The organism is Chromobacterium paludis, from assembly GCF_008275125.1.
Taxonomy (GTDB): Bacteria; Pseudomonadota; Gammaproteobacteria; order Burkholderiales; family Chromobacteriaceae; genus Chromobacterium; species Chromobacterium paludis.
The window spans coordinates 2,581,582-2,598,449 of record NZ_CP043473.1 but is presented as its reverse complement, the minus strand read 5'-3'; the positions used below and the strand labels follow the sequence as shown (position 1 = coordinate 2,598,449).

Sequence of the window (16,868 nt, the reverse complement as noted above, 5' to 3'; positions counted from 1 at the left end):
TTATTTGAATCTGACTGACGAAGAGGTTTTTTCCAATGTCCAAGAACGTTGTCGTGATCGGCACCCAGTGGGGTGACGAAGGCAAAGGCAAAATCGTTGACTGGCTGACCGACCACGCGCGTGCCGTGGTGCGCTTCCAGGGCGGCCACAACGCCGGCCACACCCTGTGGGTGAACGGCAAGAAGACCGTGGTGCGCCTGGTGCCGTCCGGCATCCTGCGTCCGGATGTGGACTGCTTCATCGGCAACGGCGTGGTGCTGTCGCCCGAGGCGCTGCTGAAGGAAATCGACGAACTGGAAGCCGCCGGCGTCAATGCCTCGGCCCGCCTGAAGATCGCCGAAGGCTGCCCGCTGATTCTGCCTTACCACATCGCGCTGGACCAAGCGCGCGAAGCCTCGCTGGGCGCCGGCAAGATCGGCACCACCGGCCGCGGCATCGGCCCCTGCTACGAAGACAAGGTGGCTCGCCGCGCGCTGAAGGTGATCGACCTGTTCAACCCGGAACGCTTCGCCGCCAAGCTCAAGGAAAACGTAGACTACTACAACTTCCTGCTGACCAATCTGTTCAAGGCCGAGCCGGTAAGCTACGAAGCGATCCTGGCCGACACCATGAAGATGGCCGAACGCATCAAGCCCATGGTGGCCGATGTGTCGCGCACGCTGTACGACCTGGACAAGGCCGGCACGCCCATTCTGTTCGAGGGCGCGCAAGGCACGCTGCTGGACATCGACCACGGCACCTACCCGTACGTGACCTCGTCCAACTGCGTGGCCGGCGCCGCCGCGCCGGGCGCGGGCGTGCCGCCGCAGATGCTCAACTACGTGCTGGGCATCGTGAAGGGCTACGCCACCCGCGTCGGCTCCGGTCCGTTCCCGACCGAGCAGGAAAACGAAATCGGCGCCTTCCTGGCCAAGCGCGGCAACGAGTTCGGCTCCGTGACCGGCCGTCCGCGCCGCTGCGGCTGGTTCGACGCCGCCGCGCTGAAGCGCTCCATCCAGATCAATGGCGTGTCCGGCCTGTGCGTGATGAAGCTGGATGTGATGGACGGTCTGGAAGAGATCCAGCTGTGCACCGGCTATATGCTGGACGGCCAGAAGGTCGACATCCTGCCGTTCGGTTCCGACGCCGTGACCAAGTGCGAGCCGGTCTACGAAACGCTGCCGGGCTGGGAAGGCACCACCGTTGGCGTGAAGCGCTGGGAAGACCTGCCGGTCAATGCCCAGGCTTACCTGAAGCGCATCGAAGAAGTTTGCGGCGCGCCGGTCGACATCGTGTCCACTGGTCCGGACCGCGAAGAAACCATCGTGCTGCGTCACCCGTTCGGCCTGTAAGCCGCAGGAGATTGCGCCAGTTAAAATCTATGGTCAGCCTGACCTTTGCAAGAACAGCGTGCTGATGAATCATGACGGGGTAGGCTTGCTCTAATCTATCCGGATTCTTGATGGGCACAATAGAGCCCGATCCATGATGTGAGCCGCTCCTGCAAGTCCCTAAAAAGCCCTCAGTCTGTCATGACTGTTTTTACGATCGGGGTATCCTGCAGGCCGTGGGCCGGTTGTCGTCATCAGTATCTGTCTTGGCAAAAGCAGGCTTCTACTCGCCGCCGGGTTTACCCGGCGGTTTGCATTTCAGTCAGTGCGCGGGCCTGGGGACGGTACTCGCCGCCTTTGGCGAGTAGCGCCCACACGACCCGTGCCAGTTTGTTGGCCAGTGCGCAGGCCACGATATTCGAGTGGCGACGCTGCATCAGCGCCACCGTCCACGCTGCCATCGCACTCTTCCAGCGCGGCGCGTTCTGCATGATCACCCGTGCGCATTGCACCAGCAGGCGACGCAGGCTCTTGTCACCGCGTTTGCTGATGCCCAGCAGCTTGGACTTCCCGCCTGTCGAGTATTGTCGCGGGACCAGACCCAGCGATGCCGCAAAGTCACGGGCATTGCCATAGCCCTTGGCATTGCCGGCGTCCGCCGACAACTGGCTGGCGGTGATCGCACCGATGCCGGGAATGGTCATCAACCGCCGGGCGACATCGTCCTGTCGGGCTTCTGTGGCAATCTCGTGATCCAGCTCGTCGATCTCGGTCTTGAGCAGACGGTAGTGATCCAGCTGGCGTTGCAGGATCTGCCGGGCCTTGACGGGCAAGCCGTTGGTCTCGTCCATCAGCAGCATCGGCAGCTGCGTGATCCCCCGTACCCCGACAGGAAGCGCGATACCGAACTCCAGCAGCAGCGCATGGATCTGGTTGTTGGTCTGTATTCGTTCGGCAATGCGAGATTCCCGCAGGCGATGCAGTGCCGACAAGGCTTGCTGTTCGGCACTCTTGGCGGCAACGTAGCGCATGGTCGGGCGCGTAGCCGCCTCGCAGATGGCCTGGGCATCGATGAAATCGTTCTTGTTGCCGAAGACAAACGGGCGGATGTACTGCGGTGCGATCAGTTGTACGGTATGACCGAAGCCCGTCAGCTTGCGTGCCAGCCAGTGCGCGCCGCAGCAGGCCTCCATCACGATGCGGCAGGGAGGCTGTTTCGCGAGAAATTCGATGAGACTGTTGCGATTGAACTGCTTCTTGAGGACCGGGTTGCCGCGCGGGTCGTGCCCAATCAGATGAAAGCTGTGCTTGCCGATATCCAGACCGATGAGTGTGACGGTTGCCATGATGCTCTCCCCGAAGAAGAAAAAATGCCTCAGCAGGTTTGACGCCTGCTGAGGCATTTAGGTCAGGCTGACCATCACATTAAGCCCACCGCTTGCGGTGGGCTTTTTGTTTATGCGGCGTCAGCTTTTCTTGCCTGCTGCGGGTTTATAGCCATCGTTCAGCGTTTTCAGGAAAGCCAGCATATTGTCAATGTCTCGCTCGGAGAATGCCGGTTTGCCGCCTGCTTTGCCGCCGAACGGCGGCTCCATATTGACGTTGCTGTGATAGCGAGCCGGCAGGTCGTCGAATTTGGCCACTTTGCCCTCCATGGTCTTGGGATACCAGTTTTCCGGCTTGACGTCGCGTTCGGCGTAGAAGCGCAGCACCTGGCGCAGGCTGTGGAACACGCCGTTGTGGAAGAACGCCTTGCGCGTGGCCACGTTGCGCAGGCTGGGCGTGCGGAACAGGCCGCAGTACTCGGGGTGGTTTTTCAGGTCGGTGCGATAGGGGCCGCACAGGCCCAGGTCGTGGTAATGGCTGTCGCGGTTGGCGGCAATGGCGGGATTGCGCGGCGCGCCCACCGCGATGTGGCCGAAGTCGCTGAACAATGGAAACGCGCCGCTTTCGGCGCGCTGGCTCAGGTGGCAGGAGGCGCAGTTTCCCTTGGCCGGATCATCGAAGATTTTCAGCCCGCGCCTCTCCTGCGCGCTGAGCTTGATCTGGCCGCGCAGGAAGGCGTCGTACTTGCTGTCGTAGGGCGCGAACTCCTTGGGATTCTGCTGGAAGACCTCCAGCGCCAGCACCGCCTTGCCAAAAGCCGCATCGGGATGGCTGAAAATGTCCTGGCCGAACAGCTGGCGGAAGCGCTCGGCATGGGGTGAGGCCTGCAGTTTTTTGACGACGGCTGCGGGGGTGCCGTTGGCCATTTCATTGGCGGACAGCAAGGGCAGGGCGGCCTGGCTGTGGGTGGAGTCGGCGCGGCCATCCCAAGTCAGGCCGCCGGTAGGGCCGGCATCCTCGCTGTCATTGCCGTCGTCGTCGTGGAAATGCTCGCTGAACGCCGGCACGGTTTGTAGATAGCGCAGCGAAGGCACGGCCCGGGTGCCGGCTTGCTTGCCATTGGCACCGCCCAGTTGCACGGCCAAGCCATTGGGTGGGCCGTAGGCGTGAGTTGGGCTGTGGCAGGTGGCGCAGGACATGCTGCCCGATGCCGAAAGCCCTCGGTCGAAGAACAGCTGTCTCCCCAATTGCTCCAGCTGCTTGGCCTGAACGGGGTGGGACCCGGGAGCGTAGGGCGCTCCCAGATAAGCGGGCTTGGCGGGAGCCGAGGATGATGCGAGGGGGAGAAGGGCCAGCGTCAGCGGCAGCAGGAGGCTAAGTTTGAACATGATGGCATGCGAAATAAATTAAAACGTTGAATGTAGACTAAGTTCATTAAGCAAAAATAAAACAGTCTGACATTAAATAATTATGCTTATAGGGATGTTAATAAATTGTAAATCAAGTGTAACATTGCGCGGGAATAATCCGTAAACCTTTAATTTCAAGGAAAACCGTGATGGATCGTTTGACCTGTGGCATTGCGCTGACCCTGATCAGCGCCGCCGTACTGACCGCTTGTGGCGGCGGCAGTTCTTCCTCCGCCAGTGCGGCCTCCACAACCAATGGCGTGGTTACCGGCAGCTACTTCCGCCATGCCAAGGTTTGCCTGGATCAAAACGGCAACGGGCATTGCGACAGCGGCGAGTCGTTTGTCTACACCGACAACAACGGCGCGTTCTCCCTGCAGGGCAGCGGTTCCATTCTGGTGGAAGTGGGTACCGATGCTACCCGCTATGATCCGGACACCAAGACCGAAACCAAGGTGACCGACCCCCTGGTGTTCCGCGCGCCGGCCGGCGCCAATCACGTGGTGGTCAGTTCCCTGACGACGGAAGTGGCCGACCTGATGGACAACGGCATGGATCTGGATACCGCCCGCAAGGCAGTGGCCAGTCGCCTTGGCGTTACGCCGGATCAGGTGATGGAAGACCATAACAAGGAAACTGATGCCAATGTCAAGGCAGTGCTGAAGTCCGGCATCGACCAGAATATCGCGGCCATTGCCAGCGCGGTGAAGGATGCCGGTGCCAGCGGCGACATCAAGGCCAATCTGCATCGCCGCATGGCGCTGAACGATATCAAGAACGTGGTGGTGATTTACGCCGAAAACCGCGGTTTCGACAATCTGTACGGACTGTTCCCCGGCGCCAACGGCATTCCGGGCGTCAACCCGAGCGCCAAGGGCAGCATCACGCCGCAAAAGGACTTTGATGGTTCCGTTCTGCCGGCGCTGCCGCCGACCTGGGGAGGGCTGACCGCCGCCGGCCAAGACGTGACGCTGACCCAGGCTCAGACCGTGGGCTTCGCCAACAAGCCGTTCCAGATCGACGATGCCAAGGGTTTGAACGGCACCGGCGTGGTGGTGCCGCAATCGGTGGTGACGCGAGACCTGGTGCATCGTTTCTATAACAACCAGATGCAGATCGACGGCGGCGCCAACGACAAGTTCACGGCCTATTCCGACGCCGGCGGCCTGTCCATGGGCTATTACGACGGCAGCAAGATGGCCATGTGGAAGCTGGCTCAGCAATACACGCTGGCCGACAACTTTTTCATGGGCGCCTTTGGCGGCTCCTTCCTGAACCATCAGTACCTGATCTGCGCTTGCGCGCCGGAGTATCCGAATGCCGATACCTCGGTGGCCAAGGGCAGCATTTCCGCCATCGATACCGACAGCAAGGGTAACTTTGTCCGCCTGACACCGGCCGACAACAGCCCGGTCTCGGTGCTGATCGGACCGGCTAAATACAAGAACGACAGCAATCTGACGCCCAAGGACAATGCCGGCAAGTTCTACGCCGTCAACACCATGCAGCCGCCGTTCCAGCCTAGCGGCAACAAGCCAGCCGCCGGCGACAGCACCGGCAAATACGCCGATCCGGGCAAGTCCACCACGCTGCCGGCGCAGACCCAGGCCACCATTGCCGACCGCCTGGACGCCAAGAAGATCAGCTGGGCCTGGTATGCCGGCGCCTGGAATGCCGTGGCGGCCGACCCGAGCAAGATTTACAACGGCAGCGTGCCCAACTTCCAGCCGCATCACCAGCCCTTCAACTACTTTGCGCCTTTTGATCCGGTGAAGCAGGCGAGCTACCGCAGCGCCCACCTGAAGGACTTCGACCAGAGCTTCCTGGCCGATGCCGCCGCCGGCAAGTTGCCGCAGGTCGCCTTCTACAAGCCGCAGGGCAACCTGAACCAGCACTCCGGTTATGCCAGCGTGGCGGACGGCGATGCCCACATCGCCTCGGTGATCGCCCAGCTGCAGAAGAGCCCGCAGTGGAAGAATATGCTGGTCATCGTCACCTATGACGAAAATGGCGGCTTCTACGATCACGCCGCCGTGCCCAAGGGCGACCGCTGGGGCCCGGGCACCCGCATCCCGGCCATCCTGATCTCGCCCTACGTGCAGAAGGGCAATGTGGATCACACCCAGTACGATACCGGCTCCATCTTGCGCTTCCTGACGCGCCGCTTCGGCCTGCAGCCGTTGCCGGGCATCGTGGCGCGCGATGCCGCGCTGGAGCAAAACGGCTTTAAGCCAATGGGCGACTTCACGACCGCGCTGTCGTTCAAGTAAGCCAAGCGCTTTCGATCGGGCCGTGCCCCAACCGCCCCGCCGACGCGAGTCGCGGGGCGGTTTTATTGTTAGTGTTCATTTGGTCATGCGCGGGCTGGGCGGGCCGGTGGTAAACTGCATGGCCTCACTTGTTATTCAAAAGTCATGCAGTTGAAAATCGCACCCGGCATGGCGACGCCGCTCATCGTCGCTACGGCATTGTTCATGGAAAACATGGACGCTACCGTGATTTCCACCTCTCTGCCTGTGATCGCGCGCGACTTGTCGGTGGATCCCATCTCCCTGAAGCTGGCGCTGACTTCCTACTTGGTCAGCCTGGCGGTGTTCATTCCGATCAGCGGCTGGATGGCGGACCGCTTTGGCGCGCGGCGCATTTTCCGTTCCGCCATTCTGGTGTTCATGCTGGGCTCCGTGTTGTGCGCGGTTTCCAACAGCTTGCACGGCTTTGTGATGGCGCGTTTCCTGCAGGGGATAGGCGGCGCGATGATGGTGCCGGTGGGGCGCTTGGTGATCTTGCGCACCATAGACAAGTCCAATCTGGTGCAGGCCTTGAGTTATCTGACGGTGCCGGCGCTGTTGGGGCCGGTCATCGGGCCGCCCCTGGGCGGCTTCATCAGCACCTATTTCCATTGGCGCTGGATTTTCCTGATCAACCTGCCCATCGGCTTGCTGGGTTTGCTGCTGGCGGGGCGCTTCATTGCCAATCTGCGCGAGGAAGCGGTGCCCAAGCTCGACTTTGCCGGTTTTGTCTTTACTGGCGCCGGCCTGTCCATGCTGATGTTGGGCCTGGCGTCGGAGGGCAAACACATGCTGTCGGCGCAGGCCTCGATCGGCTTGACCGTGATCGGCGCCGCGCTTCTCGTGGTCTATCTCTGGCATTACCGGCGGCAGGCGCATCCATTATTGGACCTGTCCTTATTGCGCCTGCCGACTTTCAATGCCGGCGTGGTGGGGGGCTTCATGTTTCGGGTCGGCATCGGCACCATCCCCTTCCTGTTGCCGCTGATGCTGCAACTGGGATTCGGCTTTACGCCATTCGAGTCTGGGTTGCTGACGTGCTCCACGGCGCTGGGGGCCTTGGGCATGAAAACCATCGTGGCCAAGGTGCTGCAGCGTTTCGGTTTCCGCCGCATCCTGGTGCTCAACAGCATATTGGCGGGGTGTTCGGTGGCGGTGTACTCGCTGTTCCAGGCGGACACGCCGCACTGGGTGCTGCTGGCGGTATTCGTGTTGGGCGGTTGTTTGCGCTCGCTGCAGTTCACCAGCTTGAACGCCATCACTTTCGCCGATGTGGACAAGGAGCGGTTGAGCCATGCCACCAGCCTGTCCAGCGTGGCGCAGCAGCTAGCGGCCGGCTTTGGTGTGACGGTGGGGGCGTTCGCCCTGCAGACGGTGTCCTGGATGCAGCATCATCAGCAGCTGACGGCTGGTGACTTTGGTCACGCTTTCTTGATCATGGGTACGCTGACGGCCCTGTCCAGCCTACTGTTCCTGCGGCTGGCTCCCAATGCCGGGCGTCAGGTTTCGGCAGGCGCTTAAAAGCCGCCGCGGCATGGAGGCGTCCTGGCGGGGCGCCTCCTGCGGCTGCCGGAATGCAAAAAGGCCGTTGATCTGAGATCAACGGCTTTCATGCTGGTGCCCAGGAGAAGACTCGAACTTCCACAGTGTTGCCACCGCTAGGACCTGAACCTAGTGCGTCTACCAATTCCGCCACCTGGGCTAAAACTCAAATTGTATTGCTGCTTAAATCTGGAACAAGAAGCGCCAGATTTGAAATATCTGGTGCCCAGGAGAAGACTCGAACTTCCACAGTGTTGCCACCGCTAGGACCTGAACCTAGTGCGTCTACCAATTCCGCCACCTGGGCATGCAAATTTTCTGTACTGCAGACCGGCCGGAGCCAGTCTTTAATGAATTCTGTTGGTGCCCAGGAGAAGACTCGAACTTCCACAGTGTTGCCACCGCTAGGACCTGAACCTAGTGCGTCTACCAATTCCGCCACCTGGGCCAACCAGATTTTCATGATGCCAGCGTAGCGACGCGCTTACAATAGTAAGATTGGTGCCCAGGAGAAGACTCGAACTTCCACAGTGTTGCCACCGCTAGGACCTGAACCTAGTGCGTCTACCAATTCCGCCACCTGGGCGTCGCATTGCTGTATCATCTGTTGCATCGCTGCAACGAGAAGCGAATTATAGACATAATTCTGAGGGTGTCAATGGCTCAAACCTCAAAAAGGCAAAAAAAACTTTCTCTGCGTGAGCAGGATCCATTTTTGGAACGCGAGAAGCTCAAATACCCCCAACCCTTGCCCAGCCGCGAGTTCATCATGCAGATACTCGCCGAGCAAGGGGTGCCGCTGTTTCCGGATGAATTGGCGTTGATGTTGTCCATTCACCGCGATGAGCGCGCTTATTTCGAACGCCGTCTGCGCGCGATGGAGCGCGATGGCGAAGTCATCATCAATCGCAAGGGCGCGGTGTGCGTAGCGCAGAAACTGGATTTGGTCCGCTGCAAGGTATCGGGCCACCGCGACGGTTTCGGCTTCGCCATTCCGGATGAAGGAGAAGGCCGCGGCGCCGACATTTTCCTGCCCGAGCGCGAAATGAAGAAAGTGATGCACGGCGACCGCGTGATGGTGCGGCCTTCTGGCGTCGACCGCCGCGGCCGGCAGGAAGGCAAGATCGTCGAGGTGCTGGAGCATGCGGTGAGCAGGCTGGTCGGCCGCATTCAGCATGAGCGAGGCGTATGGGTGGTGCGGCCGGAAGACCGCCGCATCAGTCATGACATTCTGATCGAGCCGGGCGGCGAAGCCGGGGCGCAAGACGGCCAGGTGGTGATGGTGGACATTCTGCAGCAGCCGGACGCGCATCATCAACCGATGGGCAAGGTGGCCGAGGTGTTGGGCAATTACGCCGACCCTGGCATGGAAATCGAAATCGCGCTGCGCAAGCATGACCTGCCGCACGTTTTTGCCGATGATGTCCTGGCGCAGGCTAAGGCTACGCCGAAAAAGGTCCGCAAGAAGGACTGGAGCAAGGACCGGGTGGATCTGCGCGAGCTGCCGCTGGTCACGATAGACGGCGAAACCGCGCGCGACTTCGACGACGCGGTGTATGCGGAGAGGCAGGGCAAGGGCTATCGTCTGGTGGTGGCCATCGCCGACGTCAGCTTCTATGTCCAGCCCGGCGACGCTCTGGATCAGGAAGCGCTGAAGCGAGGCACTTCGGTCTATTTTCCGCGCCGGGTGATCCCGATGCTGCCGGAGGCGCTGTCCAATGGCATCTGTTCCCTGAATCCGGACGTCGAGCGCATGTGCATGGTGTGCGACATGCAGATCAATGCCAAGGGCGAGGTCAAGAAATACAAGTTCTACCCGGCGGTGATGCAGTCCAAGGCTCGCCTCACCTACAACCAAGTCTGGGACTGGCTGCAGAACGGCACCGATCATGCCATGCTGCCGCATGTGCAGGATTTGTATGCCTTGTTCAAGATCCTGCTATCGGCGCGAGGCAAGCGCGGCGCCATTGAGTTTGACTCCACGGAAACGCAGATGATCTTCAATGATCAGGGCAAGATCGAGCGCATCGTGCCCATCGTGCGCAATGACGCGCATCGGCTGATCGAGGAGTGCATGCTGGCGGCCAATGTCTGCTCGGCGGACTTCCTGCAGAAGAACGGCCACAAGGCGCTGTATCGCGTGCATGAAGGCCCCACCGAGGAGAAACTGGAAAACCTGCGCGGCTTTCTGGGCCTGGTCGGCCTGACGCTGGGCGGCGGCGACAAGCCGAGCGCCAAGGATTACGGCAAGCTGGCGGAGCAAATTCACGGTCGGCCTGATGCGCCGGTGCTGCAGACCATGCTGTTGCGCTCCATGCAGCAGGCGGTCTACACCCCGGACAACCATGGCCACTTCGGCCTGGCTTATGAGGCCTATACCCACTTTACCTCGCCCATTCGCCGCTATCCGGACCTGCTGGTCCATCGCGCGATCAAGGCGGTGTTGAAGGGCGAGAAGTACAAGCCAGGCAAGTGGGCGGCTTTGGGCGTGCATTGCTCGATGACGGAGCGTCGAGCGGATGATGCCAGCCGCGATGTCGAATCCTGGCTGAAAACCTACTATATGCGCGACAAGATTGGTGAAGTCTTCCATGGCAAGATCAGCGCCGTCACCAGCTTTGGCGTTTTCGTATTGCTGGACGAGGTCTATGTAGAAGGCTTGGTGCACATCTCCGAACTGGGCAAGGACTACTTCCACTTCAAGAAGGAGTTGCAGGCGATCATCGGCGAGAAGAGCGGTCTTCAATACCGCTTGGGTGATGCGCTGACCGTCAAGGTGATGGCTGCCAATCTGGAAAGCTCGCAAGTGGACTTCGCTCTGGTCAAGGACGAATTGCCTGCTCCGACCTCCGCGGCTGAAGATGCGGCAGGGCCGGCCGGCAAACCGAGACGTCGCCGGCGGGGCAAGGCTGCCGGCGCGGGCGAGACCTTTGTGGCGCCGCCTGAGACGGTTGCCGCACCTGCTGCCATGGCTGAGATAGCATCCAAACCTGCAGGCTTGCCGCCTGCGCCAAAGGGTCGCAGCGGTCCCGCCAAGCAGACGGCTGAGACCAAGCCGGCCGTTCCGCCCGCAGTGACAACAGCCGCTTCCATCAAGACTGAGCCGGCTCCAGCGGCTGCTGCCCCAGCGGCCGCAAGCGATGCCCCACCGGCCAGCGCCAAGGCGCGAGGTCGTGCGGCCAAACCTGCGGTCGAGCAAAAGCCCATAGGTAAGCCGCAGGCAGCGGCTGCCAAGCCCGAGGTTAAGTCGGCCAAGGCGGAGGCGCCGGCGGGAGCTAAGGGGCGGCGTCGTTCTGCAGCCGCAGGCCAGGCAAAGGTGGATTCTCCTGGTGCGCAGCCGCCAGATGTAGCGCAGCCGGCGGCTCGCCAGCAAAGCGCCAATCCTCAGGCTGTAGGGGCGCAAGCTGAGCCACGGGCGCCAGCGCAGCCTTCGGCACGCAGGCGCGGTGGCAGAAGCCAAGCCAAGCGCCGCTCCGGCGAGGAGTGATCAGCGACTATCTATATTAAAAGGTATAAAAATCGGCTAGAAGCGGGGCTTCTAGCCGATTTTGTTTTGTCCAGGATCCGGAAAATTGATGAAGCCTGGGGTGTGACTTCGCGAATAGTCATGATGTGTATGCATTTCTTTTGTTTTTAAAATCAGATCATTACCGGATTTTCGTGCAGAAAGTTCCATTTTTCTCGCAAAAGGTGTTGACGAGGTTCAGGCCCGGGCGTATAGTTCGCCTCCTCAGCTGACGCAGCGAACGAAACGGCGGAAACGAAACGGTTTCCGGTGTGACGAAAACAGCGTCCGGCACTGCTCTTTAACAGAACGAATAACCGATAGGTGTAAGTGCTTGGTGAAAGCCAAATACTTGCACTGCAAGAGACAAGAGATACTTGTTTATTTCTTTGAACTTGCGTGCCAGAAAATTGCTATGAGATTGAACTGAAGAGTTTGATCCTGGCTCAGATTGAACGCTGGCGGCATGCTTTACACATGCAAGTCGAACGGCAGCACGGGAGCTTGCTCCTGGTGGCGAGTGGCGAACGGGTGAGTAATGCATCGGAATGTACCGTGTAATGGGGGATAGCTCGGCGAAAGCCGGATTAATACCGCATACGCCCTGAGGGGGAAAGCGGGGGATCGAAAGACCTCGCGTTATACGAGCAGCCGATGTCTGATTAGCTAGTTGGTGAGGTAAGAGCTCACCAAGGCGACGATCAGTAGCGGGTCTGAGAGGATGATCCGCCACACTGGGACTGAGACACGGCCCAGACTCCTACGGGAGGCAGCAGTGGGGAATTTTGGACAATGGGCGCAAGCCTGATCCAGCCATGCCGCGTGTCTGAAGAAGGCCTTCGGGTTGTAAAGGACTTTTGTCAGGGAGGAAATCCCTAGCGCTAATACCGCTGGGGGATGACAGTACCTGAAGAATAAGCACCGGCTAACTACGTGCCAGCAGCCGCGGTAATACGTAGGGTGCAAGCGTTAATCGGAATTACTGGGCGTAAAGCGTGCGCAGGCGGTTGTGCAAGTCTGATGTGAAAGCCCCGGGCTTAACCTGGGAACGGCATTGGAGACTGCACGACTAGAGTGCGTCAGAGGGGGGTAGAATTCCACGTGTAGCAGTGAAATGCGTAGAGATGTGGAGGAATACCGATGGCGAAGGCAGCCCCCTGGGATGACACTGACGCTCATGCACGAAAGCGTGGGGAGCAAACAGGATTAGATACCCTGGTAGTCCACGCCCTAAACGATGTCAACTAGCTGTTGGGGGTTTGAATCCTTGGTAGCGTAGCTAACGCGTGAAGTTGACCGCCTGGGGAGTACGGCCGCAAGGTTAAAACTCAAAGGAATTGACGGGGACCCGCACAAGCGGTGGATGATGTGGATTAATTCGATGCAACGCGAAAAACCTTACCTGCTCTTGACATGTACGGAACTTGGTAGAGATATCTTGGTGCCCGAAAGGGAGCCGTAACACAGGTGCTGCATGGCTGTCGTCAGCTCGTGTCGTGAGATGTTGGGTTAAGTCCCGCAACGAGCGCAACCCTTGTCATTAGTTGCCATCATTCAGTTGGGCACTCTAATGAGACTGCCGGTGACAAACCGGAGGAAGGTGGGGATGACGTCAAGTCCTCATGGCCCTTATGAGCAGGGCTTCACACGTCATACAATGGTCGGTACAGAGGGTTGCCAAGCCGCGAGGTGGAGCTAATCTCAGAAAACCGATCGTAGTCCGGATCGCACTCTGCAACTCGAGTGCGTGAAGTCGGAATCGCTAGTAATCGCAGATCAGCATGCTGCGGTGAATACGTTCCCGGGTCTTGTACACACCGCCCGTCACACCATGGGAGTGAGTTTCACCAGAAGTGGGTAGGCTAACCGCAAGGAGGCCGCTTACCACGGTGGGATTCATGACTGGGGTGAAGTCGTAACAAGGTAGCCGTAGGGGAACCTGCGGCTGGATCACCTCCTTTCTAGAGAAGGCGATCGTCAAGTACTTACAGCCTATCGGTTATTTGTGTTAAGGGCATGACGGTGCAAGCCGTCGAGTCAACTGGGTTTGTAGCTCAGCTGGTTAGAGCACTGTGTTGATAACGCAGGGGTCGTAGGTTCGAGTCCTACCAGACCCACCAGTTACACTCTGGGTGTTCTGAAGAGCGCTACAGAGAACCATTTTTGTGCCAGGCAAGGCGCGAGAGAGCGAAGTGTGCAAATGCACATGAGCGACCGAGCAACGCGGCATGGGACAAAAAGAGGGGGATTAGCTCAGTTGGGAGAGCACCTGCTTTGCAAGCAGGGGGTCGTCGGTTCGATCCCGTCATCCTCCACCATCGCAAACAAAATCGAATTCGGAAGAGTTGGATTCTGTTTGCGTTGTATAAACGCCCGATCTTTAACAAACTGAAGAAGCCGAATATATAAAGACGGCGAGATGAAGATGCAGAGTTAATTCTGTGCATCAACAAATCGTCATCTTGGGTATTTGATTGTATCTAAGGCTGCGTCGCCATATCAAAAGGGGCGGTGCAGTCGTCGCACAAACACTCTCTGTTGTTGCGGTAATTTAGGTTACTGAAATGATAGGGTCAAGCGACTAAGTGCATCTGGTGGATGCCTTGGCGATCATAGGCGATGAAGGACGTGTAAGCCTGCGAAAAGCGCGGGGGAGCTGGCAATAGAGCTTTGATCCCGCGATGTCCGAATGGGGAAACCCCTCCGCAAGGAGATCCCTGACTGAATCCATAGGTCAGAGGAGGCGAACCGAGTGAACTGAAACATCTAAGTAACTCGAGGAAAAGAAATCAACCGAGATTCCGTAAGTAGTGGCGAGCGAACGCGGAACAGCCTGACTGTGTTATGAGTTGCGTTAGTGGAATGGAATGGAAAGTCCAGCCGTAGTGGGTGATAGCCCCGTACACGAAAACGCATCGCAAGAACTAAGCAGTCGAGAAGTAGGGCGGGACACGAGAAATCCTGTCTGAAGATGGGGGGACCATCCTCCAAGGCTAAATACTCATGATCGACCGATAGTGAACCAGTACCGTGAGGGAAAGGCGAAAAGAACCCCGGGAGGGGAGTGAAATAGAACCTGAAACCGGATGCATACAAACAGTGGGAGCGGACTTGTTCCGTGACTGCGTACCTTTTGTATAATGGGTCAGCGACTTACGTTCAGTAGCAAGCTTAACCGAATAGGGGAGGCGTAGGGAAACCGAGTCCGAATAGGGCGATTGAGTTGCTGGGCGTAGACCCGAAACCGAGTGATCTATCCATGGCCAGGATGAAGGTGCGGTAACACGCACTGGAGGTCCGAACCCACTAGTGTTGCAAAACTAGGGGATGAGCTGTGGATAGGGGTGAAAGGCTAAACAAACTCGGAGATAGCTGGTTCTCCCCGAAAACTATTTAGGTAGTGCCTCATGTATCACTTCCGGGGGTAAAGCACTGTTATGGCTAGGGGGTCATTGCGATTTACCAAACCATGGCAAACTCTGAATACCGGAAAGTGCGAGCATGGGAGACAGACGGTGGGTGCTAACGTCCATCGTCAAGAGGGAAACAACCCAGACCGCCAGCTAAGGTCCCAAATGATCAGTTAAGTGGTAAACGAAGTGGGAAGGCCTAGACAGCCAGGATGTTGGCTTAGAAGCAGCCATCATTTAAAGAAAGCGTAATAGCTCACTGGTCGAGTCGTCCTGCGCGGAAGATGTAACGGGGCTCAAACTGATAACCGAAGCTGCGGATGCACAGTTTACTGTGCGTGGTAGGGGAGCGTTCTGTAGGTCTGTGAAGGTGTCTCGTAAGGGATGCTGGAGATATCAGAAGTGCGAATGCTGACATGAGTAGCGATAAAGCGGGTGAAAAGCCCGCTCGCCGAAAGCCCAAGGTTTCCTACGCAACGTTCATCGGCGTAGGGTGAGTCGGCCCCTAAGGCGAGGCTGAAAAGCGTAGTCGATGGGAAACGGGTTAAAATTCCCGTACTTTTATGTAGTGCGATGTGGGGACGGAGAAGGTTAGGTCAGCAGACTGTTGGAATAGTCTGTTCAAGCCGGTAGGCTGGGGTGGTAGGCAAATCCGCCGCCCCTTAAGGCCGAGAAGTGATAACGAGGGTCTACGGACCTGAAGTGACTGATACCACGCTTCCAGGAAAAGCCACTAAGCTTCAGCTACATAAGAACCGTACCGCAAACCGACACAGGTGGGCAGGATGAGAATTCTAAGGCGCTTGAGAGAACTCAGGAGAAGGAACTCGGCAAATTGATACCGTAACTTCGGGAGAAGGTATGCCTGTTGAGGTGTAGTCCCTTGCGGATGAAGCTTTGACAGGTCGCAGAGAATCGGTGGCTGCGACTGTTTAACAAAAACACAGCACTGTGCCAACACGAAAGTGGACGTATACGGTGTGACGCCTGCCCGGTGCCGGAAGGTTAAGTGATGGGGTGCAAGCTCTTGATCGAAGCCCCGGTAAACGGCGGCCGTAACTATAACGGTCCTAAGGTAGCGAAATTCCTTGTCGGGTAAGTTCCGACCCGCACGAATGGCGTAACGATGGCCACACTGTCTCCTCCTGAGACTCAGCGAAGTTGAAGTGTTTGTGAAGATGCAATCTCCCCGCTGCTAGACGGAAAGACCCCGTGAACCTTTACTGTAGCTTTGCATTGGACTTTGAACAGACTTGTGTAGGATAGGTGGGAGGCTTTGAAGTCAGGACGCTAGTTCTGATGGAGCCGTCCTTGAAATACCACCCTGGTGTGTTTGAGGTTCTAACCTTGGTCCGTGATCCGGATTGGGGACAGTGCATGGTAGGCAGTTTGACTGGGGCGGTCTCCTCCCAAAGTGTAACGGAGGAGTTCGAAGGTTACCTAGGTACGGTCGGAAATCGTGCTGATAGTGCAATGGCAAAAGGTAGCTTAACTGCGAGACCGACAAGTCGAGCAGGTGCGAAAGCAGGACATAGTGATCCGGTGGTTCTGAATGGAAGGGCCATCGCTCAACGGATAAAAGGTACTCCGGGGATAACAGGCTGATACCGCCCAAGAGTTCACATCGACGGCGGTGTTTGGCACCTCGATGTCGGCTCATCACATCCTGGGGCTGTAGCCGGTCCCAAGGGTATGGCTGTTCGCCATTTAAAGTGGTACGTGAGCTGGGTTCAAAACGTCGTGAGACAGTTTGGTCCCTATCTGCAGTGGGCGTTGGAAGTTTGACGGGGGCTGCTCCTAGTACGAGAGGACCGGAGTGGACGAACCTCTGGTGTACCGGTTGTCACGCCAGTGGCATTGCCGGGTAGCTAAGTTCGGAAGAGATAACCGCTGAAAGCATCTAAGCGGGAAACTTGCCTGAAGATGAGACTTCCCTGGAGGCTTGACCTCCCTGAAGAGTCGTTCGAGACCAGGACGTTGATAGGTCGGGTGTGGAAGCGCTGTGAGGCGTGAAGCTAACCGATACTAATTGCTCGTGAGGCTTGATCCTATCATTTGAGTGGCTTGGGTAACCAAGA

At 58.3% G+C, this 16,868-nt stretch carries 6 protein-coding genes, 6 tRNA genes and 2 rRNA genes; 8 read left to right on the top strand and 6 right to left on the bottom strand.

From position 1 onward, the window contains the following. Positions 1 to 35 precede the first annotated feature (35 nt). Positions 36 to 1,331 carry an adenylosuccinate synthase gene (locus FYK34_RS12100; RefSeq protein WP_149296794.1) on the top strand — a complete coding sequence of 432 codons (1,296 nt, stop codon included), beginning with the start codon at positions 36 to 38 and terminating at the stop codon, positions 1,329 to 1,331. A 278-nt stretch (positions 1,332 to 1,609) separates the two neighbouring features. On the opposite strand, the gene FYK34_RS12095 is transcribed toward FYK34_RS12100, so the two are convergent. Both FYK34_RS12095 and FYK34_RS12090 read right to left on the bottom strand, forming a co-directional pair. After that, the gene (locus tag FYK34_RS12095) at positions 1,610 to 2,656 is read right to left on the bottom strand and encodes an IS110 family RNA-guided transposase (protein WP_149295158.1); all 1,047 of its coding nucleotides are present in this window, start codon (positions 2,654 to 2,656) and stop codon (positions 1,610 to 1,612) included. Positions 2,657 to 2,776: 120 nt separating this feature from the next. Further along, entirely contained in the window at positions 2,777 to 4,024 is a 1,248-nt protein-coding gene (locus tag FYK34_RS12090) for a cytochrome-c peroxidase (protein WP_149296792.1), read from the bottom strand. Between the two features lie 170 nt (positions 4,025 to 4,194). Between FYK34_RS12090 and FYK34_RS12085 the strand changes: the two genes are divergently transcribed. Together FYK34_RS12085 and FYK34_RS12080 are read left to right on the top strand one after the other, a co-directional pair. Continuing rightward, entirely contained in the window at positions 4,195 to 6,315 is a 2,121-nt protein-coding gene (locus FYK34_RS12085) for an acid phosphatase (protein ID WP_149296790.1), read from the top strand. Positions 6,316 to 6,459: 144 nt separating this feature from the next. Further along, positions 6,460 to 7,854, top strand: coding sequence for a DHA2 family efflux MFS transporter permease subunit (locus FYK34_RS12080; protein ID WP_231137254.1), 1,395 nt, complete (start codon positions 6,460 to 6,462; stop codon positions 7,852 to 7,854). 94 nt (positions 7,855 to 7,948) lie between these two features. On the opposite strand, the gene FYK34_RS12075 is transcribed toward FYK34_RS12080, so the two are convergent. The 4 genes from FYK34_RS12075 to FYK34_RS12060 form a co-directional block, all read right to left on the bottom strand. Next, positions 7,949 to 8,035 (bottom strand) — tRNA-Leu (locus FYK34_RS12075). Between the two features lie 60 nt (positions 8,036 to 8,095). Then, a tRNA-Leu gene (locus tag FYK34_RS12070) sits at positions 8,096 to 8,182 on the bottom strand. A 54-nt stretch (positions 8,183 to 8,236) separates the two neighbouring features. Continuing rightward, positions 8,237 to 8,323, bottom strand: a tRNA-Leu gene (locus FYK34_RS12065). Positions 8,324 to 8,374: 51 nt separating this feature from the next. Beyond that, positions 8,375 to 8,461, bottom strand: a tRNA-Leu gene (locus tag FYK34_RS12060). A 72-nt stretch (positions 8,462 to 8,533) separates the two neighbouring features. Between FYK34_RS12060 and rnr the strand changes: the two genes are divergently transcribed. From rnr to FYK34_RS12035, 5 genes are all read left to right on the top strand, one after another. Beyond that, the gene (gene rnr / locus FYK34_RS12055; protein ID WP_149296788.1) at positions 8,534 to 11,362 is read left to right on the top strand and encodes a ribonuclease R; all 2,829 of its coding nucleotides are present in this window, start codon (positions 8,534 to 8,536) and stop codon (positions 11,360 to 11,362) included. 441 nt (positions 11,363 to 11,803) lie between these two features. Then, positions 11,804 to 13,341 (top strand): 16S ribosomal RNA (locus FYK34_RS12050). A gap of 82 nt (positions 13,342 to 13,423) precedes the next feature. After that, a tRNA-Ile gene (locus tag FYK34_RS12045) sits at positions 13,424 to 13,500 on the top strand. A gap of 122 nt (positions 13,501 to 13,622) precedes the next feature. Beyond that, positions 13,623 to 13,698: transfer RNA gene (locus tag FYK34_RS12040), tRNA-Ala, on the top strand. Positions 13,699 to 13,951: 253 nt separating this feature from the next. Further along, positions 13,952 to 16,840: ribosomal RNA gene (locus FYK34_RS12035) — 23S ribosomal RNA — on the top strand. The 16S and 23S rRNA genes sit together here with 2 tRNA genes alongside, the layout of an rRNA operon. The last annotated feature ends 28 nt before the right edge of the window (positions 16,841 to 16,868 follow it).